12 protein-coding genes and 1 pseudogene are annotated in these 14,079 nt (G+C 74.5%); 6 read left to right on the forward strand and 7 right to left on the reverse strand.

What is annotated here, in order from left to right:
* Positions 1–22: 22 nt before the first annotated feature.
* The 3 genes from OG295_RS01810 to OG295_RS01820 all read right to left on the reverse strand — a co-directional run bounded on the left by OG295_RS01810 (position 23) and on the right by OG295_RS01820 (position 4,051).
* On the reverse strand, positions 23–1,813 hold the full coding sequence (locus tag OG295_RS01810) for an ABC transporter permease/substrate binding protein (RefSeq protein WP_371675182.1): 1,791 nt from the start codon (positions 1,811–1,813) through the stop codon (positions 23–25).
* A complete protein-coding gene (locus OG295_RS01815) occupies positions 1,813–2,892 on the reverse strand; it encodes a glycine betaine/L-proline ABC transporter ATP-binding protein (protein WP_371681073.1) in 1,080 nt (359 codons plus the stop codon). Before OG295_RS01815 ends, OG295_RS01810 begins: the two co-directional genes overlap by 1 nt.
* Before the next feature lie 199 nt (positions 2,893–3,091).
* Complete coding sequence (locus tag OG295_RS01820) at positions 3,092–4,051, reverse strand: SigB/SigF/SigG family RNA polymerase sigma factor (RefSeq protein ID WP_371675183.1); 960 nt, start codon at positions 4,049–4,051, stop codon at positions 3,092–3,094.
* A 155-nt stretch (positions 4,052–4,206) separates the two neighbouring features.
* Here OG295_RS01820 and OG295_RS01825 point away from each other — a divergent pair, with 155 nt between their 5' ends.
* Complete coding sequence (locus OG295_RS01825; protein WP_371675184.1) at positions 4,207–4,641, forward strand: helix-turn-helix transcriptional regulator; 435 nt, start codon at positions 4,207–4,209, stop codon at positions 4,639–4,641.
* Between the two features lie 116 nt (positions 4,642–4,757).
* Here the strand turns inward: OG295_RS01825 and OG295_RS01830 are convergent, their stop codons facing one another.
* Positions 4,758–5,906 carry a hypothetical protein gene (locus tag OG295_RS01830; protein WP_371675185.1) on the reverse strand — a complete coding sequence of 383 codons (1,149 nt, stop codon included), beginning with the start codon at positions 5,904–5,906 and terminating at the stop codon, positions 4,758–4,760.
* On the opposite strand from OG295_RS01830, the pseudogene OG295_RS01835 reads away from it, so the two are divergent.
* Both OG295_RS01835 and OG295_RS01840 read left to right on the forward strand, forming a co-directional pair.
* Positions 5,793–6,101, forward strand: a pseudogene (locus OG295_RS01835) (S8 family serine peptidase); the annotation flags it as partial. The gene OG295_RS01830 and the pseudogene OG295_RS01835 sit on opposite strands and share 114 nt — an antisense overlap.
* Before the next feature lie 191 nt (positions 6,102–6,292).
* The gene (locus tag OG295_RS01840) at positions 6,293–6,352 is read left to right on the forward strand and encodes a hypothetical protein (protein WP_371681074.1); all 60 of its coding nucleotides are present in this window, start codon (positions 6,293–6,295) and stop codon (positions 6,350–6,352) included.
* 85 nt (positions 6,353–6,437) lie between these two features.
* Here OG295_RS01840 and OG295_RS01845 read toward each other — a convergent pair whose 3' ends face one another.
* From OG295_RS01845 to OG295_RS01855, 3 genes are all read right to left on the reverse strand, one after another.
* Entirely contained in the window at positions 6,438–7,292 is an 855-nt protein-coding gene (locus OG295_RS01845; protein WP_371675186.1) for a GntR family transcriptional regulator, read from the reverse strand.
* A 135-nt stretch (positions 7,293–7,427) separates the two neighbouring features.
* Positions 7,428–8,972: an IucA/IucC family siderophore biosynthesis protein gene (locus OG295_RS01850; protein WP_371675187.1), complete on the reverse strand. Its 1,545-nt coding sequence runs from the start codon at positions 8,970–8,972 to the stop codon at positions 7,428–7,430.
* A 135-nt stretch (positions 8,973–9,107) separates the two neighbouring features.
* The gene (locus OG295_RS01855) at positions 9,108–9,263 is read right to left on the reverse strand and encodes a hypothetical protein (protein ID WP_371675188.1); all 156 of its coding nucleotides are present in this window, start codon (positions 9,261–9,263) and stop codon (positions 9,108–9,110) included.
* On the opposite strand from OG295_RS01855, the gene OG295_RS01860 reads away from it, so the two are divergent.
* From OG295_RS01860 to OG295_RS01870, 3 genes are all read left to right on the forward strand, one after another.
* Positions 9,190–10,656 (forward strand): IucA/IucC family protein, encoded by a 1,467-nt coding sequence (locus tag OG295_RS01860; RefSeq protein ID WP_371681075.1) that lies wholly within the window; start codon positions 9,190–9,192, stop codon positions 10,654–10,656. The genes OG295_RS01855 and OG295_RS01860 overlap by 74 nt on opposite strands.
* Before the next feature lie 97 nt (positions 10,657–10,753).
* Positions 10,754–11,407: a class I SAM-dependent methyltransferase gene (locus OG295_RS01865; RefSeq protein WP_371675189.1), complete on the forward strand. Its 654-nt coding sequence runs from the start codon at positions 10,754–10,756 to the stop codon at positions 11,405–11,407.
* Positions 11,408–12,508: 1,101 nt separating this feature from the next.
* Positions 12,509–14,035: an FAD-binding oxidoreductase gene (locus OG295_RS01870; RefSeq protein ID WP_371675190.1), complete on the forward strand. Its 1,527-nt coding sequence runs from the start codon at positions 12,509–12,511 to the stop codon at positions 14,033–14,035.
* Positions 14,036–14,079: the final 44 nt, after the last annotated feature.

Consider the following 14,079-nt stretch of genomic DNA (forward strand, 5'->3'; position numbering starts at 1 on the left):
GGGTTCGGGCGGCAGGGCCCGGTCAGGTGAGCTCGTCCACCTCGGGGTGGTCCTTCAGCCAGGCGCGCACGGCTTGCTGCTCCTGCCCCTTGCCGGTCTCCTGGATCTTCGCCTCCAGGCCGGTGAGCTGGGCCTCGGTGAGCTTGAAGGAGCGCAGCCACTCGGCCACCTTCGGCTCGTCGTCGGAGAAGCCCTTGCGCGCCAGGGTGTGGATGCCGTCACCCTTGCCCCAGGCGCCCTTGGGGTCCTCCAGCTTGGTGAGCCGGTACGAGGAGTAGGCCCAGTGCGGGGACCAGAGGACGACCGCGACGGGCTCCTTCTTCTCGTAGGCCCGCTTCAGCTCGGCGAGCATGCCCGGGGTGGATCCGTCGACGACCTCGTACTCGCCGTCGAGGCCGTACTCCCCCAGCACCTTGTCCTTGAGGATGGACATCTCGCCGGCGCTCGGCTCGATGCCGATGATCCGGCCCTTGAACTCGCCGGACCTGCCCTTGAGGTCGGCCAGCGAGCGGACGTCCTTCATGTACGAGGGGACGGCCAGCTCCAGCGAGGTGGGTCCGTACCAGGAACCGAGGTCCTCCAGCTTGTTCCCGTACTTCTGCCAGTACTGGGCGTGCGTGACGGGCAGCCAGGAGTCGGTCTGGAAATCGATCTGGCCGCCGGCGAGGCCGGTGTAGAGCGCGCCGGCCTCCAGCTGGCGGGCGTCGACCTTGAAGCCGCGGCGCTCCAGCAGCTCCTTCCAGAGGAAGGTCGAGGCGATGCCCTCGTCCCAGGGGATGTAGCCGAGCGAGACCTTGCGGCCCTTGCCGATGTCGGCGGCGCCGGCCGGGCCCTGCTCCTCGTGGGCGCCGAAGGTGCTCATGCCGCCGGCCACGAGGGCGAGGACGACGGCGCCGGTGACGGCGTACGCGGGCTGCGGACGGTGGCTCCAGAGCCGGGCCGCGCCGCTCGCGGCCGACCGGGTCTTCTCCAGGGCGCGGCGGCCGAGCGGGGAGACCTGGCGGCCCAGGGCACCGGTCATCCGGTCCAGGTACATGGCCAGGATGACGATGGAGACGCCCGCCTCGAAGCCGAGGCCGATGTCGACGTTGCCGATGGCGCGGTAGACGGCGCCGCCGAGTCCGCCGCCGCCGACCATGCCGGCGATGACCACCATGGACAGGCCGAGCATGATGACCTGGTTGACGCCCGCCATGATCGTGGGCAGGGCCAGCGGGAGCTGGACCCGCACGAGCGTGTCGCGCGGGGTGGTGCCGAAGGCCTCGGCGGCCTCGACCAGTTCCGCGTCGACCTGGCGGATGCCGAGCTCGGTCATCCGTACGCCCGGCGGCAGCGAGAAGATGATCGTGGCGATGATGCCGGGGACCACGCCCACGCCGAAGAAGATGATGCCGGGGATCAGGTAGACCATGGCGGGCATGGTCTGCATGAAGTCCAGGACGGGCCGCAGGGTGGCGCTGACCCGGTCCGAGCGGGACGCCCAGACGCCGAGCGGCAGGGCGAACACGAGTGTGACGAGGGTCGCCACGAGGACCAGCGACAGCGTGGACATGGCTTCGTCCCACAGCGCCACCGAGTCCACGAGCGCGAATCCGGCGAAGGCCAGCAGGCCGGCGAGCAGCCCGCGCAGCCACCAGGCGGCGACCGCGAGGATGCCCGCGAAGAGCAGCGGGGCGGGCGCGGAGAGCACCGCGTCGATGCCGTCGTAGAGGCCGGTCACGACGGTGCTGATGGCGTCGAAGAGCCAGGACAGGTGGCGCTGGAGGAAGTCGACGGTGCTGTCGGCCCAGGCGCCGAGGTGCAGGCGGGGCATCAGGCGGCCACCTCCGCGCAGGCGCAGGCCATCGGGGGCCGCTGTTCGTCACCGATGAAGGCGATGAGCCGGTCCTGCGGGACGGAGCCGACGACGGCCCCCTCCGCGTCCGTGACGCTCACCGCGTGCGGGACCCGGGCGCTGACGGCGCACAGGTCGGCCAGCGGGGTGTCGGCGCTGACGGTGGGGCAGGTGCAGCCGTCCGCCCCGTCGGGGGCGTCGTCGGGGGCCTCGTCCATGACGGCGTCGGCGGTGAGCACGCGCGAGCGGTCGACGTCCTGCACGAAGGAGGCGACGTAGTCGTCGGCGGGACGGGTGAGGATGTCCTCTGCCGTGCCCTGCTGGACGATGCGGCCGTCGCGCATGACGGCGATGGAGTCGCCGAGTCTCATGGCCTCGTTGAGGTCGTGGGTGATGAAGACGATGGTCTTCTTCAGCGTCCGCTGCAGTTCGAGGAGCTGGTCCTGCATGTCGCGGCGGATCAGCGGGTCGAGGGCGCTGAAGGACTCGTCCATCAGGAGCAGGTCGGCGTCGGTGGCCAGGGCGCGGGCGAGGCCGACGCGCTGCTGCATGCCGCCGGACAGCTCGTCGGGCCAGGACTTCTCCCAGCCGCCGAGCCCGCACAGCGTCAGCGCCTCGGCGGCGCGCCGTTCGCGCTCGGCCCGGGGGACGCCCTGGACCTCCAGACCGTAGGCGGCGTTCGCCAGCACGTCGCGGTGGGGGAAGAGCGCGAAGTGCTGGAACACCATGGAGATCCGGGTGGAGCGTACGTGGCGCATCTCACGCGCCCCGAGCCCGGTGAGGTCCTCGCCGTCGAAGAGGATGCGGCCCGCCGTGGGCTCCAGCAGACCGTTGAGCATCCGCAGGAGGGTGGACTTACCGGAGCCCGAGAGCCCCATGACGACGAAGATCTCGCCGGGCTCGACGCGGAAGGAGGCGTCGATGACGGCCGCCGTCGTGCCGTCGGCGCGCAGCTCGTCGCGGTCGGCGCCGCGTTCGAGGGCCCGGACGGCGGCCGTCCTGTCGCCGGGTCGCCTTGCGAACACCTTGTAGACGTGTTCGGCCTGGAGCGTGGACACATGCACCTCGTGGGTCGTACCGGGTCCGGCGCACCGCTGGCGGCGGTGGCCGGGGAGCGGGGCGGGATCGGCCCGCGCGGTCCGCGCCCGCGGCCCGATCGGCCGGAGGGCGTGGTTCCGCTCCAGTGGCGCGCTTGCCCCGGCCCGGCCCCGGCAAACGGCCGGGTGACGCAGCTCACGGTGCGCGTCACGACTCCGGTCAGACGGTGCGTGCGGACGCGTGGGTGGGCTCGGGGCCGGGGTCGGCCAGCATCGAGGCCCGCAGGTGGGCGAGCAGCCGGGTGAGCAGGCGGGAGACCTGCATCTGGGAGATCCCGAGTTCGGCGCCGATCTGGGCCTGGGTCAGCTCCTCGCCGAAGCGCATCCGCAGCATGGCGCGCTCGCGCTCACTGAGGCGTTCCAGCAGCGGGGCCAGGGTCTGGATGTCCTCGACCAGCTCCATGGCCGGCTCCTCCTCGCCCATGACGTCGGCGAGGGTGTGGCCTTCGGCGGGGCCGTCTCCGTGCTCGCCCTGCGGGGCGTCCAGGGAGCCGCTGGTGTGGCCGTTCGCGGCGACCAGCCCCTCGATGACCTGCTCGTCGGTGAGGTCGAGGTGCGCGGCGAGGTCGGCGACGGTCGGCGAGCGGTCGAGCCTGACGGTCAGCTCCTCCTTCGCCTTGGCGATGTCGATGCGCAGCTCCTGGAGCCGGCGCGGGACGCGGACCGCCCAGGTGGTGTCGCGGAAGTGGCGCTTGATCTCGCCTGTGATGTACGGCATCGCGAGGGTGGAGAACTCGTTCTCGCGGTCCGGGTCGAAGCGGTCGATGGCCTTGATGAGGCCGATGGTGCCGACCTGGACGATGTCCTCGATGTCGCCGTTCTCACCCCGGCCGCGGAAGCGGCGCACGGCGTACTGGACGAGTGAGGCGTTCATCTCGATGAGCGTGTTGCGGACGTACTGGTACTCCGGGGTGCCCTCTTCGAGGACACGAAGGCGTCGGAAGAAGACCTTGGAGAGCTCGCGGGCATCGGCCGGAGCCATCTCGCGGGGTTCGTCGATCCGGGGCAGGCCCGCGGTGCGGGCGGCCTCGGCTGTGCGGCGGGGGCACGGGAGCGCGGCGGCTTCGACGGTACGGGTGCCGGGGACGGCGCTGGAGGTGGTGCTGGCGGAAACCGGCATTCGGGTTCGCTCCTTGGGCTGGTCGGCTTGCGGCGCGGGACCTTGACTGCCGTAGATGCTGGCCTTCTTCTTCTCGTACGTCAAGAATTACCGGAAACCCGTTTCGCGTCTTGCGTGACATGAATCATGTACCGCATGATGACGGCATGGGGAGCATGACACGTCGACAGAACTGGACATTCCTGACAAATCACGCCCGCGTCCTGGTGACCATCGCCCGGGATCCGGCCGTGCGTTTGCGGGATGTGGCCGTGACGTGCGCGCTCACCGAGCGCACCGTGCAGACGATCGTCGCCGACCTGGAATCCGACGGATATCTCCAGCGGGTGCGTGACGGACGTCGCAACCGGTACGAGATCTCGGCGGGTGCCGTGTTCCGCCATCCTGCCGAGGCGGGAGTCCAGGTGGCCGGCCTCCTCGCCCTCCTCACCGGCGCCCCCGCCGCGCCCCGGGACCCCGTCCCGGACCCGGAGCCGGGCGTCCCGGTCGCGCTCGTCCCGGCGGGCGACGCCTTCGGCGACACCGCGTCCCCGGAAACGGACGGCCTCGCACCGGCCAGACCCCCGGCGCCCCCGCTCCCGACGGCCTGAGTACCCGAGCGGCCGGGCGGCCGAGCGGCGGACGGGCCATCCGACGGGCGAGCCCCTCGGCCGCCGCCGGCGGTCATCTCCGTACGCCGAAGGCTCGCTCGCGCACGGCGACAGGCTCAGTCCGAAACCGACCCGACTCCCGGGCCGTCGTGCCGAGTGCGCCACCCCCACACCATGTGTCCCACAAGAACCATGGCGGTGAGGACGGCAAGCACACGAATCACGCTCCATGCGGATCCGGCGCCGGGCCCCGCGGCCGCAACCTCCACATCCAGCCGCACATTCGTCTCAAAAAAGGCGATCAGCGGAACGAGCAGACGGAACGGAAGGCCGGCGATACCGGGGATCCGCGCCAGGTTTCCGAACAGTCCCAGCGGGGCGCCGAAAAGGAAAGCGAGCGATCCCCAGAAGAGGATGTCCGACCAGGTGTCCGCGCCGCTCGATGTGACCGCGACGTCCATCCCGATCGGTTCCAGCGGACTCAGAGCCTTGAGCCCGTAGTAAACGGCCACACCGATGGCCAGTCCCAGGGAGGCGAGCAAGGCCGACTCGGCCTTCGACGGACGGAAACAGCCGACCAGGAAGGCGAAACACGCCCACGACCAGCCACCGGAGAACACGGTGCTCACCGCGTGGAAAACAGGGCTGTCGGATGTGCCCGCGAGAGGGCCGAGTGCACCGATCGCCGCACCCGACCCGGAAATTATCAGTATGGGTGTGATGTGGGCGCGCGAAAGCATCGCTTCACCTTTCCTCGTCGGGCGGATGTCCGCCGAGGGGAGATGGCGAGCGCCCTGTCTTCCTGCGCGGACATCCAGGGCTCTCGCCATCTTAGGCCTGGTGAAAGGCAGTTGTTCCAACCAGTGGCCGGTTTGCGAACCGCGCTCGCCGCCGCTCTCGCCCTCGGTGCCCCCTCCGCCGCCGGCCCCGCCGAGGGCGCAGTCCGCTACGCCGGGGCGCCCGGCGCCGTCTCCGGCAGCTACCTCGTGCTGCTCAGACCCGGCCGCGCGGCCTCCCGTACGGCCGAGGGCCGGACGGTCGTCGAACGTCTCGGCGGGAAGATCCGCCGCACCTTCGACTACGCCCTCAACGGCTACCGGCCGAACTGTCGCCCGCGCGCCTCCTACGGCTACGACGGCGTCGACGATGACATGACCTCCTGGGGCGAACACGGTCACGGCACCCATGTCGCCGGGACGCTCGCCGGTACCACGGCGGGCGTCGCCGAGAAGGCGGAGGTCGTCGCGGTGCGGGTGCTCGACCACGCGGGTTCGCGCACCGTCGAGCAGGTGGTTGCGGGCGTCGACTGGGTCACCCGCAACGCCGTGAAGCCGGCGGTGGCGAACATGAGCCTGGGCGGGGAGGCGGACGACGTCCTGGACTCCGCCGTCCGGGCCTCCGTCGCCTCCGGGCACTCCCCCGCCCGGGTGGAGAGCGCGCTGACGGTCGGCGCGACCGGGGAGGGTGACCGGCGTTCCGACTACTCCAACCACGGCCCGCTCGTGGACCTGTTCGCCCCCCGGCGACTTCATCACCTCGGCCGCGTGGTGCCACCCCGCACGTCGCGGGCGCCGCCGCCCTGCACCTCTCCGGACACCCGACGGCCACCCCGGCCCAGGTCGGCGCGGCGAACGGCGTGTGGCGGCTGCGCGTGTTCGACACCCGCGCCGGGCACACCGGCCGTCTCGACTCCTGGGCGCTGCGCTTCTGAGCCGGCACCGCACGCCCGGCGGGACCGGGTCCGGCCCTTACGGCCCTTACGGCCCTTCCGGCCCTTCCGGCCCTTCCGGGAAGGCCTAACTGACGCGGAATCCAATGGCCTCCGGACGGCGGTGGAACGTGAGCCGGTCCCAGGTCGGGAAGGCCAGATCGGTGACGGCGATCAGCCGGCCGGAGGCGTCGTGGAGCAGGCGGCGTACGGACAGACCGCCGGCGGCGTCCGGGGCCTCGGGCCGGATGGTGCGGGTCATCGTGATGGTCTCGGCGGTCCGGCCCCGGACGGCGGCCCGCTCCAGCCAGCGGTGCAACGGCCGCAGGTCCTCGTCGCGGGCGGCGGCCGACCGGTCGAGGTAGGGCGCCAGTTCCGGGGTCCGGGCGGCGGTGCGCGGGCAGATGTACGTCACGGCGTGGCGGAGCGCCTCACCGCCCGGGCCGTGGACGCGCCGGTGGTGGACCAGGGTGCGCGCGCCGCCGCTCATGCCCAGGAGCGCGGCGAGCGAGGGCGGCACGGTGACCAGGGTGAGCCGGGTCACGGTCCCCCCGGCCCGCGCGCCCGCTCCGGCCGCGTGCGGGGCCGGACCACCCGGGGTCCCGGCCGGGTGCGGGCGGCTCCCCGGAGCGGCCGGCGCCCGCCGCGGCGGCGGCGATGCCGCCGGTACGGCTCGTGCGGCGGGTGCGGCCGGTGCGGCCTGGCTCCCGGCCGCCCGGGTGCCCCGGCGGCCGGTGACGATCAGCCCGTCGGCCCGCAGCTCCTGGAGCGCGGCGCGGACGGTCTGGCGGTTGACCCCGTACCGGGTGGCGAGGCTGCGCTCGGACGGCAGCCGGCCGCCGGAGTCGTGGGCGGAGCGGTGGAGTTCGGCCCGCAGCTCTGCGGCGATCCGCTGGTACTTGGGCATGGCGGCCGGGGCGCCGCCCCGCGACGGGGAGGGCATGGCTTCTCCTCTGACGGGTGGTCAAGGACTGCGCGGTCTGCCCGCCCAACCTAGCATTGGTCTATACCTTTCGGTACGTCGGTTGCCCCGGCCTGCACCACCTTGGCCAAATCCCGCTCCCGGACGCGTCGGCCCCTACCCCCGCAGCGGGTTGGGCAGCGGCAGGTAACGGGCGTCGGCCCCGTCCGCGCGGGTCCACCGCAGCAGCAGGTTCGTCTTGGCCGGGAGCGCGGGGGCGGACAGGAGGTCCGCGATCTCCGGGAGGCCGTGCGCGGCGTCGAAGCGCCGCAGCTCCTCGGCGACGGCCGGCCACAGCTCCGCGGCCCGCTCCGGCCGGTGCTCGGCCAGCGTCGCCGCCACCTCCGCCAGGTGGTTGACGACCAGGCAGTACACGAGCCGCTCCCAGGCCGCCCCGCGCGGCATGTCCGGGGGGAGTTTCACCCCCTCCGCGTCGCGGAAGAGGGCCTGCACCGGCAGGCCGTCGGCGTCGACCGCGACGAGACAGTTCTGCAGGTGGGCCTCCAGCACGATCCCGTGCCGGGCGAACAGGTACAGCACCGGAGGTACGACGTGACGCAGGTACGCCCGCCACCAGCGCACGGGGTCGGCCGCCGCCGCGAGGGGACTTCCCCGGAAGTCCTCGGCGAGCGCGGCGGCCAGCAGCGGGGTCGCCCCCTCGGCCACCCGCGTCCGCAGGCCGTCGCGCACCAGCACGGCGAGCTCCTCGAAGGCGAAGGACGCGGTGCGGTACCCGCGGTCGGCGAGCCAGACCGCTCCGGATCCCGTACGCCCGCGCAGATCGGCGAAAGCGGCCTCGACGGCGGCATCGGTCCGGCACAGTTTCAGCAGGTCGTGGCGCCACAGCCGGCGCACGTCGTTGGTGATCCGCACGTCGAGGCTGAACTTCGCGAACAGGTCGGCGTCCGGACCCGGGGCGTGCACGGTGCGGATCGAGGCGGTGGGCCACACCGGCAGCCGGGTCGGGCCGAGCCGCAGCAGCCGGCCGTCGGCGAAGGCCTCGAGCACCCCGGGCCGTCCGGCGAGCAGTTCGAGCTGCCAGGGGTGGGCGGGCAGGGCCCGGTACCCGGCGGGCGGGCGCGGGCCGTCCAGGATCCCGGCCAGCGCGTCGACCGCGTCGGCGGCGGCCGGTCCGCCCTCCTCGGCCACCTGGTCCTCGCGCAGGCCCAGCATGACGAGCGGGAAGCGGGCGTGGGCCTCGGGGGCGTAGGGGAGCCAGCTCGCGGCGGGCGCGCCGCCGCGGGCCTTGGGGGCGGGGTGGTGCGGATGCCCCATGACCAGGGCCTGTTCGGACCGCAGGTACAGATCCTCCGGGGCGTCGGCGGCGGCCCGCGCGGCCAGCAGCGCGGCGACCGCGGCCCGGCTGTCGGCGATCTCGGAAGGCAGCTCGTCGTTGGAGACGCCGGTGTACTGGCGCAGCTCGTCGGAGGTGAGCTTGACCAGCTCCGCGTGGCTGAGCGATTGCCAGCCGTCCGCCGTGCGCAGGGCCGGGTCGGAGGGCCGGCGTCCGCCGCCCACCCTCAGGATCCGGCCGCTTCCGCGCAGCCGGTGGACGCCCGCGCCCTCGGCGTCGGCCACCTCCCGGAGCAGGCAGTTCAGGAGCGGGGCGGCCGCGCAGGCATCGGCGGCGGTGTTGAGGTCCACTGGTTCCATTCGGTCCATCCGGTGCGCCGCGGTTCCAGGGAGGGGAACCGTCGGCCGTGATCTTCAGTATCCGTGATGATGAAGTGATCATCCGGCAAAACGATACGAAAGGAACGGGACCCTGGACCGCACCGCGCACGTCCCCGACCCCGATCACACCACCCCGGCCCCGGTCGCCACCGGCACCCCGGCGAGCACGGCCGCGACCGGCGGCGAGGAGGCGGTCCGCACCGCGCTGGCCGGCGTACGGCCCTCGCTCGGAGCGGCGTACGAGGCCTCCCTGGACGGCGCGCGGTCGGCCGTGCTCACCCGGCTGTGGCGGGCGCTGGCCTTCGAGCCGCTGCCGTGGGTGGCGCGCCGGGAACGCGGGCCGGACTCCCTCACGCTGCTGCTGGCCGGGGGCGGACGGCTGGAGGGCCCGCCGGCGGACCCGTACGCCACCGGCGACCTCGTCACCGGGCTGCGGCTCGACGGGCGGACCCACCGGCGGGCCGCGGGGCTGGTGGAGGCGCTCGGAGTGCCCCACGGGGCCGCCTTCGCCGCCGAGCTGGACGACAGCACCGCCTCCCTCGCCCTGTCCCGGGCCGGACGGCCACGAGGTCCCGGTGCGGAGCCGCGCACCGGCTGGGAGTGGGAGCAGACGGTGGTCGACGGCCATCCCTACCACCCCAACTGCCGCTCCCGGCCCGGGTTCTCGGTGGCCGAACAGCTGGCGTACGCGCCGGAGCACCGGCCGCTGGTCGGGCTCGGGCTGGTTCCCGTACCGGTCCGGGAGTGCCTGGTCACCGGGGACTGGCCGGACCACCTGCGCGACGGGGACCGGATCCTGGTGCCGGTGCACCCCTGGCAGGCGGAGCACGTCCTGAAGGGCGAGGAGGTCCGGACGGGCGCTCTCCCGGCACATCCGCTGATGGCGCTGCGCACGCTGGCCCCGGCGGCGGGCGGCCCCCATGTGAAGACGGCCCTGAGCACCCGGCTGACCTCCTCCGTCCGGGACATCTCGGAGTACTCCGTCGAGACGGCGGCCGTGGTGTCCGCCTTCGCGCACGCCCTGACGGAGCGGCTCGACGGCCGCCTGCACATCACCCGGACCCTCGGCGCGGCCACCGCGCACAGCCCGGACCTGGCGGCGGTGCTCCGCGAGGCCCCGGAGGCGTACGCGGGGCCCGGCGAGCGGGTGGTGCCGGTGGCGGCGCTGGCCGGCACGGAGCTGTCCCGTTCCGCCGTCTGGCAGGCCGAGTTCGCCCGCCTCGCGGTGTCGGTGTGCCTGAAGGTGCTCGACCTCGGGGTGGCCCTGGAGGCCCACGGCCAGAACCTGCTGCTGGTCATGGGTCCCGACGGGGCACCGCGGCGGCTCGTCTACCGCGACCTCGCCGACATCCGGATCAGCCCGGCCCGGCTGGCCCGGCACGGGCTGGCGGTGCCTCCGCTGTCGGGCCGGCTCGTCACGGACGACGAGACGGTGTTGCGGCGCAAACTGTTCGGCTCCCTGGTGGCCGGGGCCCTGGCCGCCACGGCGGGTTCGTCGGGCGCTCTCGGCGAGGCACTGGCCGGGGCCCTGGACGGTCTGCCGCCCACCCCCGACTCGGAACTGCTGAGGAGCGGGCCGCTGCCCGTGAAGGCACTGACCCTGATGCGGCTGAGTCCGGGGGTGCCGGGCGACCAGTGGGCGGAGCTCCCGAATCCGCTGACCGGCGGCTGACGGGCGGCCGACGGGCGGGGGAACAGGTCCGGTCGGCGGCCCGTCGAAGGCTTCCGGGGGGTGAGACCCGCCCCCGGGCGGGCTACTGTTCAGGGGCATGACAGAGAGCTCGCGCCTGAGTGCCGTTCGGGCGTCCCACGACGCCGTCGCCGTCGACCACGCCCGGCTGTTGACGGGCGTCCTGGAGGCCGCACCCCTGGACCGGGCCATGCTGGGCGCCTTCGCCGAGTGCGTACGCGGTGGGGGCGGCGGGGCCGTCGCGGACCTCGGCTGCGGGCCGGGAGGGATCACGGCCTACCTGAACGGTCTCGGCGTACGGGCGTTCGGCGTCGACCTGTCCCCCGCGATGGTGGCGGTGGCCCGGCGGAGTTATCCGGGGCTTCGGTTCGAGGTGGGCCGGATGGCTTGGCTGGACGTCGCGGAAGGGGCCCTGGGCGGGGTAGTGGCCTGGCATTCCACCGCGCACGTCCCGCCGGGGGAGCTTCCCGCCGTCTTCACGGAGTTCGCCCGGGTACTGGCTCCGGGCGGGTACGCGCTGCTCGCGTTCGAGGCGGGGGACGGGCGGCGGCTGCCGGAGCCCGCCCACGGCCATCCCGTCGACCTCGACGTGTACGGGACCCCGCCCGGCCTGGTCGCCGAGCGGCTGGCGGAGGCGGGACTGACGGAGGTGGCCCGCCTGGTCCGCGAACCGGTCACGAACGAGACCGGCCCCCACGGCTTCGTCCTGGCCCGCAAAACCCCTACCGCCTGACCCGGCGGGGCTGGTGGGGCCGACAGGGCTGGTGGGGCCGATGGGTCCGGCAGGTCGGGCAGGTCCGGAGGGTCCGTCTGACCCGCCTGACCCGGCCTGACCCGGCCTGACCCGCCTGAACCGGCCTGAACCGGCCTGACCCGCCGGGTCCACCGGGTCCACCGGGTCCACCGGGTCCACCGGGTCCACCGGGTCCACCGGGTCCACCGGGTCCACCGGGTCCACCGGGTCCACCGGGTCCACCGGGTCCACCGGGTCCACCGGGTCCACCGGGTCCACCCGTACCTGACGAGGCCGCGGCCCGCCACGCCGTGGTCCGCACCCCGAGGACCCCGGACCGGGCTGGCAGGCCAGGCAGTCCGGGCAGGTAACGGCTGGGCCGTACCGTGCCTCCCCACCATGGTGTGGTCCGCAGCACGAGAGCCTCGTCCCGGACGGGACCGGCCGAGAGGGCGGGGCCGGACAGGCAGGCCGCGCGAGGCAGCTCCGCCATACCCTGGTCCACAGCGGGCCCCTGCCCCGGGCACTCGCCACCACGCACCCGACCTGACCGGTCGGCCGGGTCGAGCGGTCGGGTCGGGCGGGTCAGGCGGTCGCGCCAAGCGGGCTGGCCGCCTCGGCGCCTCGACCCCGGTCGGACGCCTGCCCACGGCCCGAAGTGGCTAGCCCCGTGCCGCCCCGGCGGAGCCGGTCCGCCCTGCCAAGTCCGCGCCGCGCCGCGCCGGGTGCCTCCCCCGGGCCGGGTACCCCGCCACCCCCGGCGCCGCCCGACCCACCGGCCCGAACGGGCAGCAGCCCGGGGCCGCACACAGCCGCGTGCCTGGCGCCGACCTTCCCCGGGCCGCCCGCCGGGCCCGCTCCCGGTCAGGCTCGGCACGAGGACCCCGCTCGGGGCGCGGGCCCGCCCCGGGACGCAGACACGACTCGGGACGCGGGCCCGGCTCGGGGCGCGGACCCGGCTCCGTGGGCCCGAGCCGCTTCGGGTGCGGGCCGCCAGGCCGCCCGGCACGGGCGCTCGAAACGTAATCTGTTCGGCTGACAACACGATTTCGGCGGGCCCGCCTTCGCCCCGATGGGGCCGGGCAGTGGGAGGAAGGAGGAATGAGCCTCCCACGCCGCCGGGTCCTCGCGGGCACCGCCGCCGCCGTCCTGGCCTCCGTCGGCGCGGCCGTCCGGTCCCCGCGGGGCAGCGCCGACTTCGGGGCGCTCGCCCGCGCGCTGGACGGGCGGGTGGTCCTGCCCGGTGATGCGGACTACGCCGAGGCCCGACAGCTGTTCCAGCCCCGCTTCGACTCCGTCTCCCCCGCGGCCGTCGCCTACCCGGCGCACGCCGGGGACGTCGCCGTCTGCCTGGACTTCGCCCGCCGGTCGGGCGCCCCGGTCGTACCGCGCGGCGGCGGCCACAGTTACGCGGGCTGGTCCACCGTGGCCGCCGGTCTGGTGGTCGACGTGGGGGCGATGGCCGGTGTGACGGTCGAGGGGGGTGAGGTACGGGTCGGCGCGGGTGCCCGGCTCTCCGGTCTGCACGCGGCCCTCGCGGCGGACGGTCTGGGCGTTCCGGCCGGGCTGTGCCCCTCCGTCGGCATCGCGGGGCTCACCCTCGGCGGTGGCCTGGGCCTCTCCTCGCGGGCCTACGGGGCCACCTGCGACCGGCTCTCCGGCGCCCGGGTGGTCACCCCGGACGGGGTGGTGCGGGAGGTCGGGCCGGGTGGGGACCCCGATCTGTACTGGGCGCTGCGCGGGGGCGGCGGTGGCAACTTCGGGGTGGTCACCGAGTTCCGGCTGCGCACCCATCCGGTCACCGACACCGCTTTCGCCGAGCTGCACTGGGCGGCCGCCGACTCCCCGGCGGTGCTGCGCGGGTGGCAGCGCTGGCTGGGCGGGCTGCCGGACCCGTTCTGGAGCCAGGTGGAGTTCACGGTGGAGTCGGGGGCCGGGGCCGCCGCGGTGCCCGCCGTCCGGGTCGTGTGCCTCGACGGGCGCGGGGAACTGGAGCGGCAACTGACGCGGCTCACCGACCTGGTGGGGCGGGGGCCCCGGGACAGCTGGACCGTCGTACGGAGCTACGCGGACACCGTTCGGGCCATGGCGGGCTGCGCCGACCCGGCCCCCGACCGGTGCCGGCTCCCGGGCCGGCTGCCCGGCCGGGACCCGCAGGGGCGGCTGGGGCGGGACTCGTACGCCGCCCGCTCCGACTTCTGGGGCCCGTCCGGGCTGGCGGAGCCTGCGGTCACGGCGGTGCTGGCGGCCGTCCGGCGGTACGCGGGGCAGGCGCCGCGCGGCGGACTCGGGGTCGTCCAGTTCGACGGGGTGTGCGGCGGGGCCCTGAACCGGGTCGCCGCCGCCGACACCGCCTTCGTCCACCGCGGCAGTGCCTTCCTGGCCCAGTACCTCGTCTACTGGCCGCAGTCGGCTCCGGCCGCCGAGGTGGCCCGCCACCGGGCCTGGCTGAACGGGCTCTGGCAGGACCTGCGCCCGTGGGCGGGCGGCGCCGCGTACCAGAACTACGCCGACCCGGAGCTCGCCGGCTGGCGCCGGGCCTACTACGGCTCCAACCTCCCCCGGCTGGAGGAAGTCCGGCGGGCCTACGACCCCGACCGGCTGTTCCGATTTCCGCAGGCCGTCTAGTGCCGCGGCCGGGAGCGTTCGCCGGGGCGCGGCGTCCGGTGCGG

This window comes from Streptomyces sp. NBC_01276, assembly GCF_041435355.1.
Classification (GTDB): Bacteria; Actinomycetota; Actinomycetes; order Streptomycetales; family Streptomycetaceae; genus Streptomyces.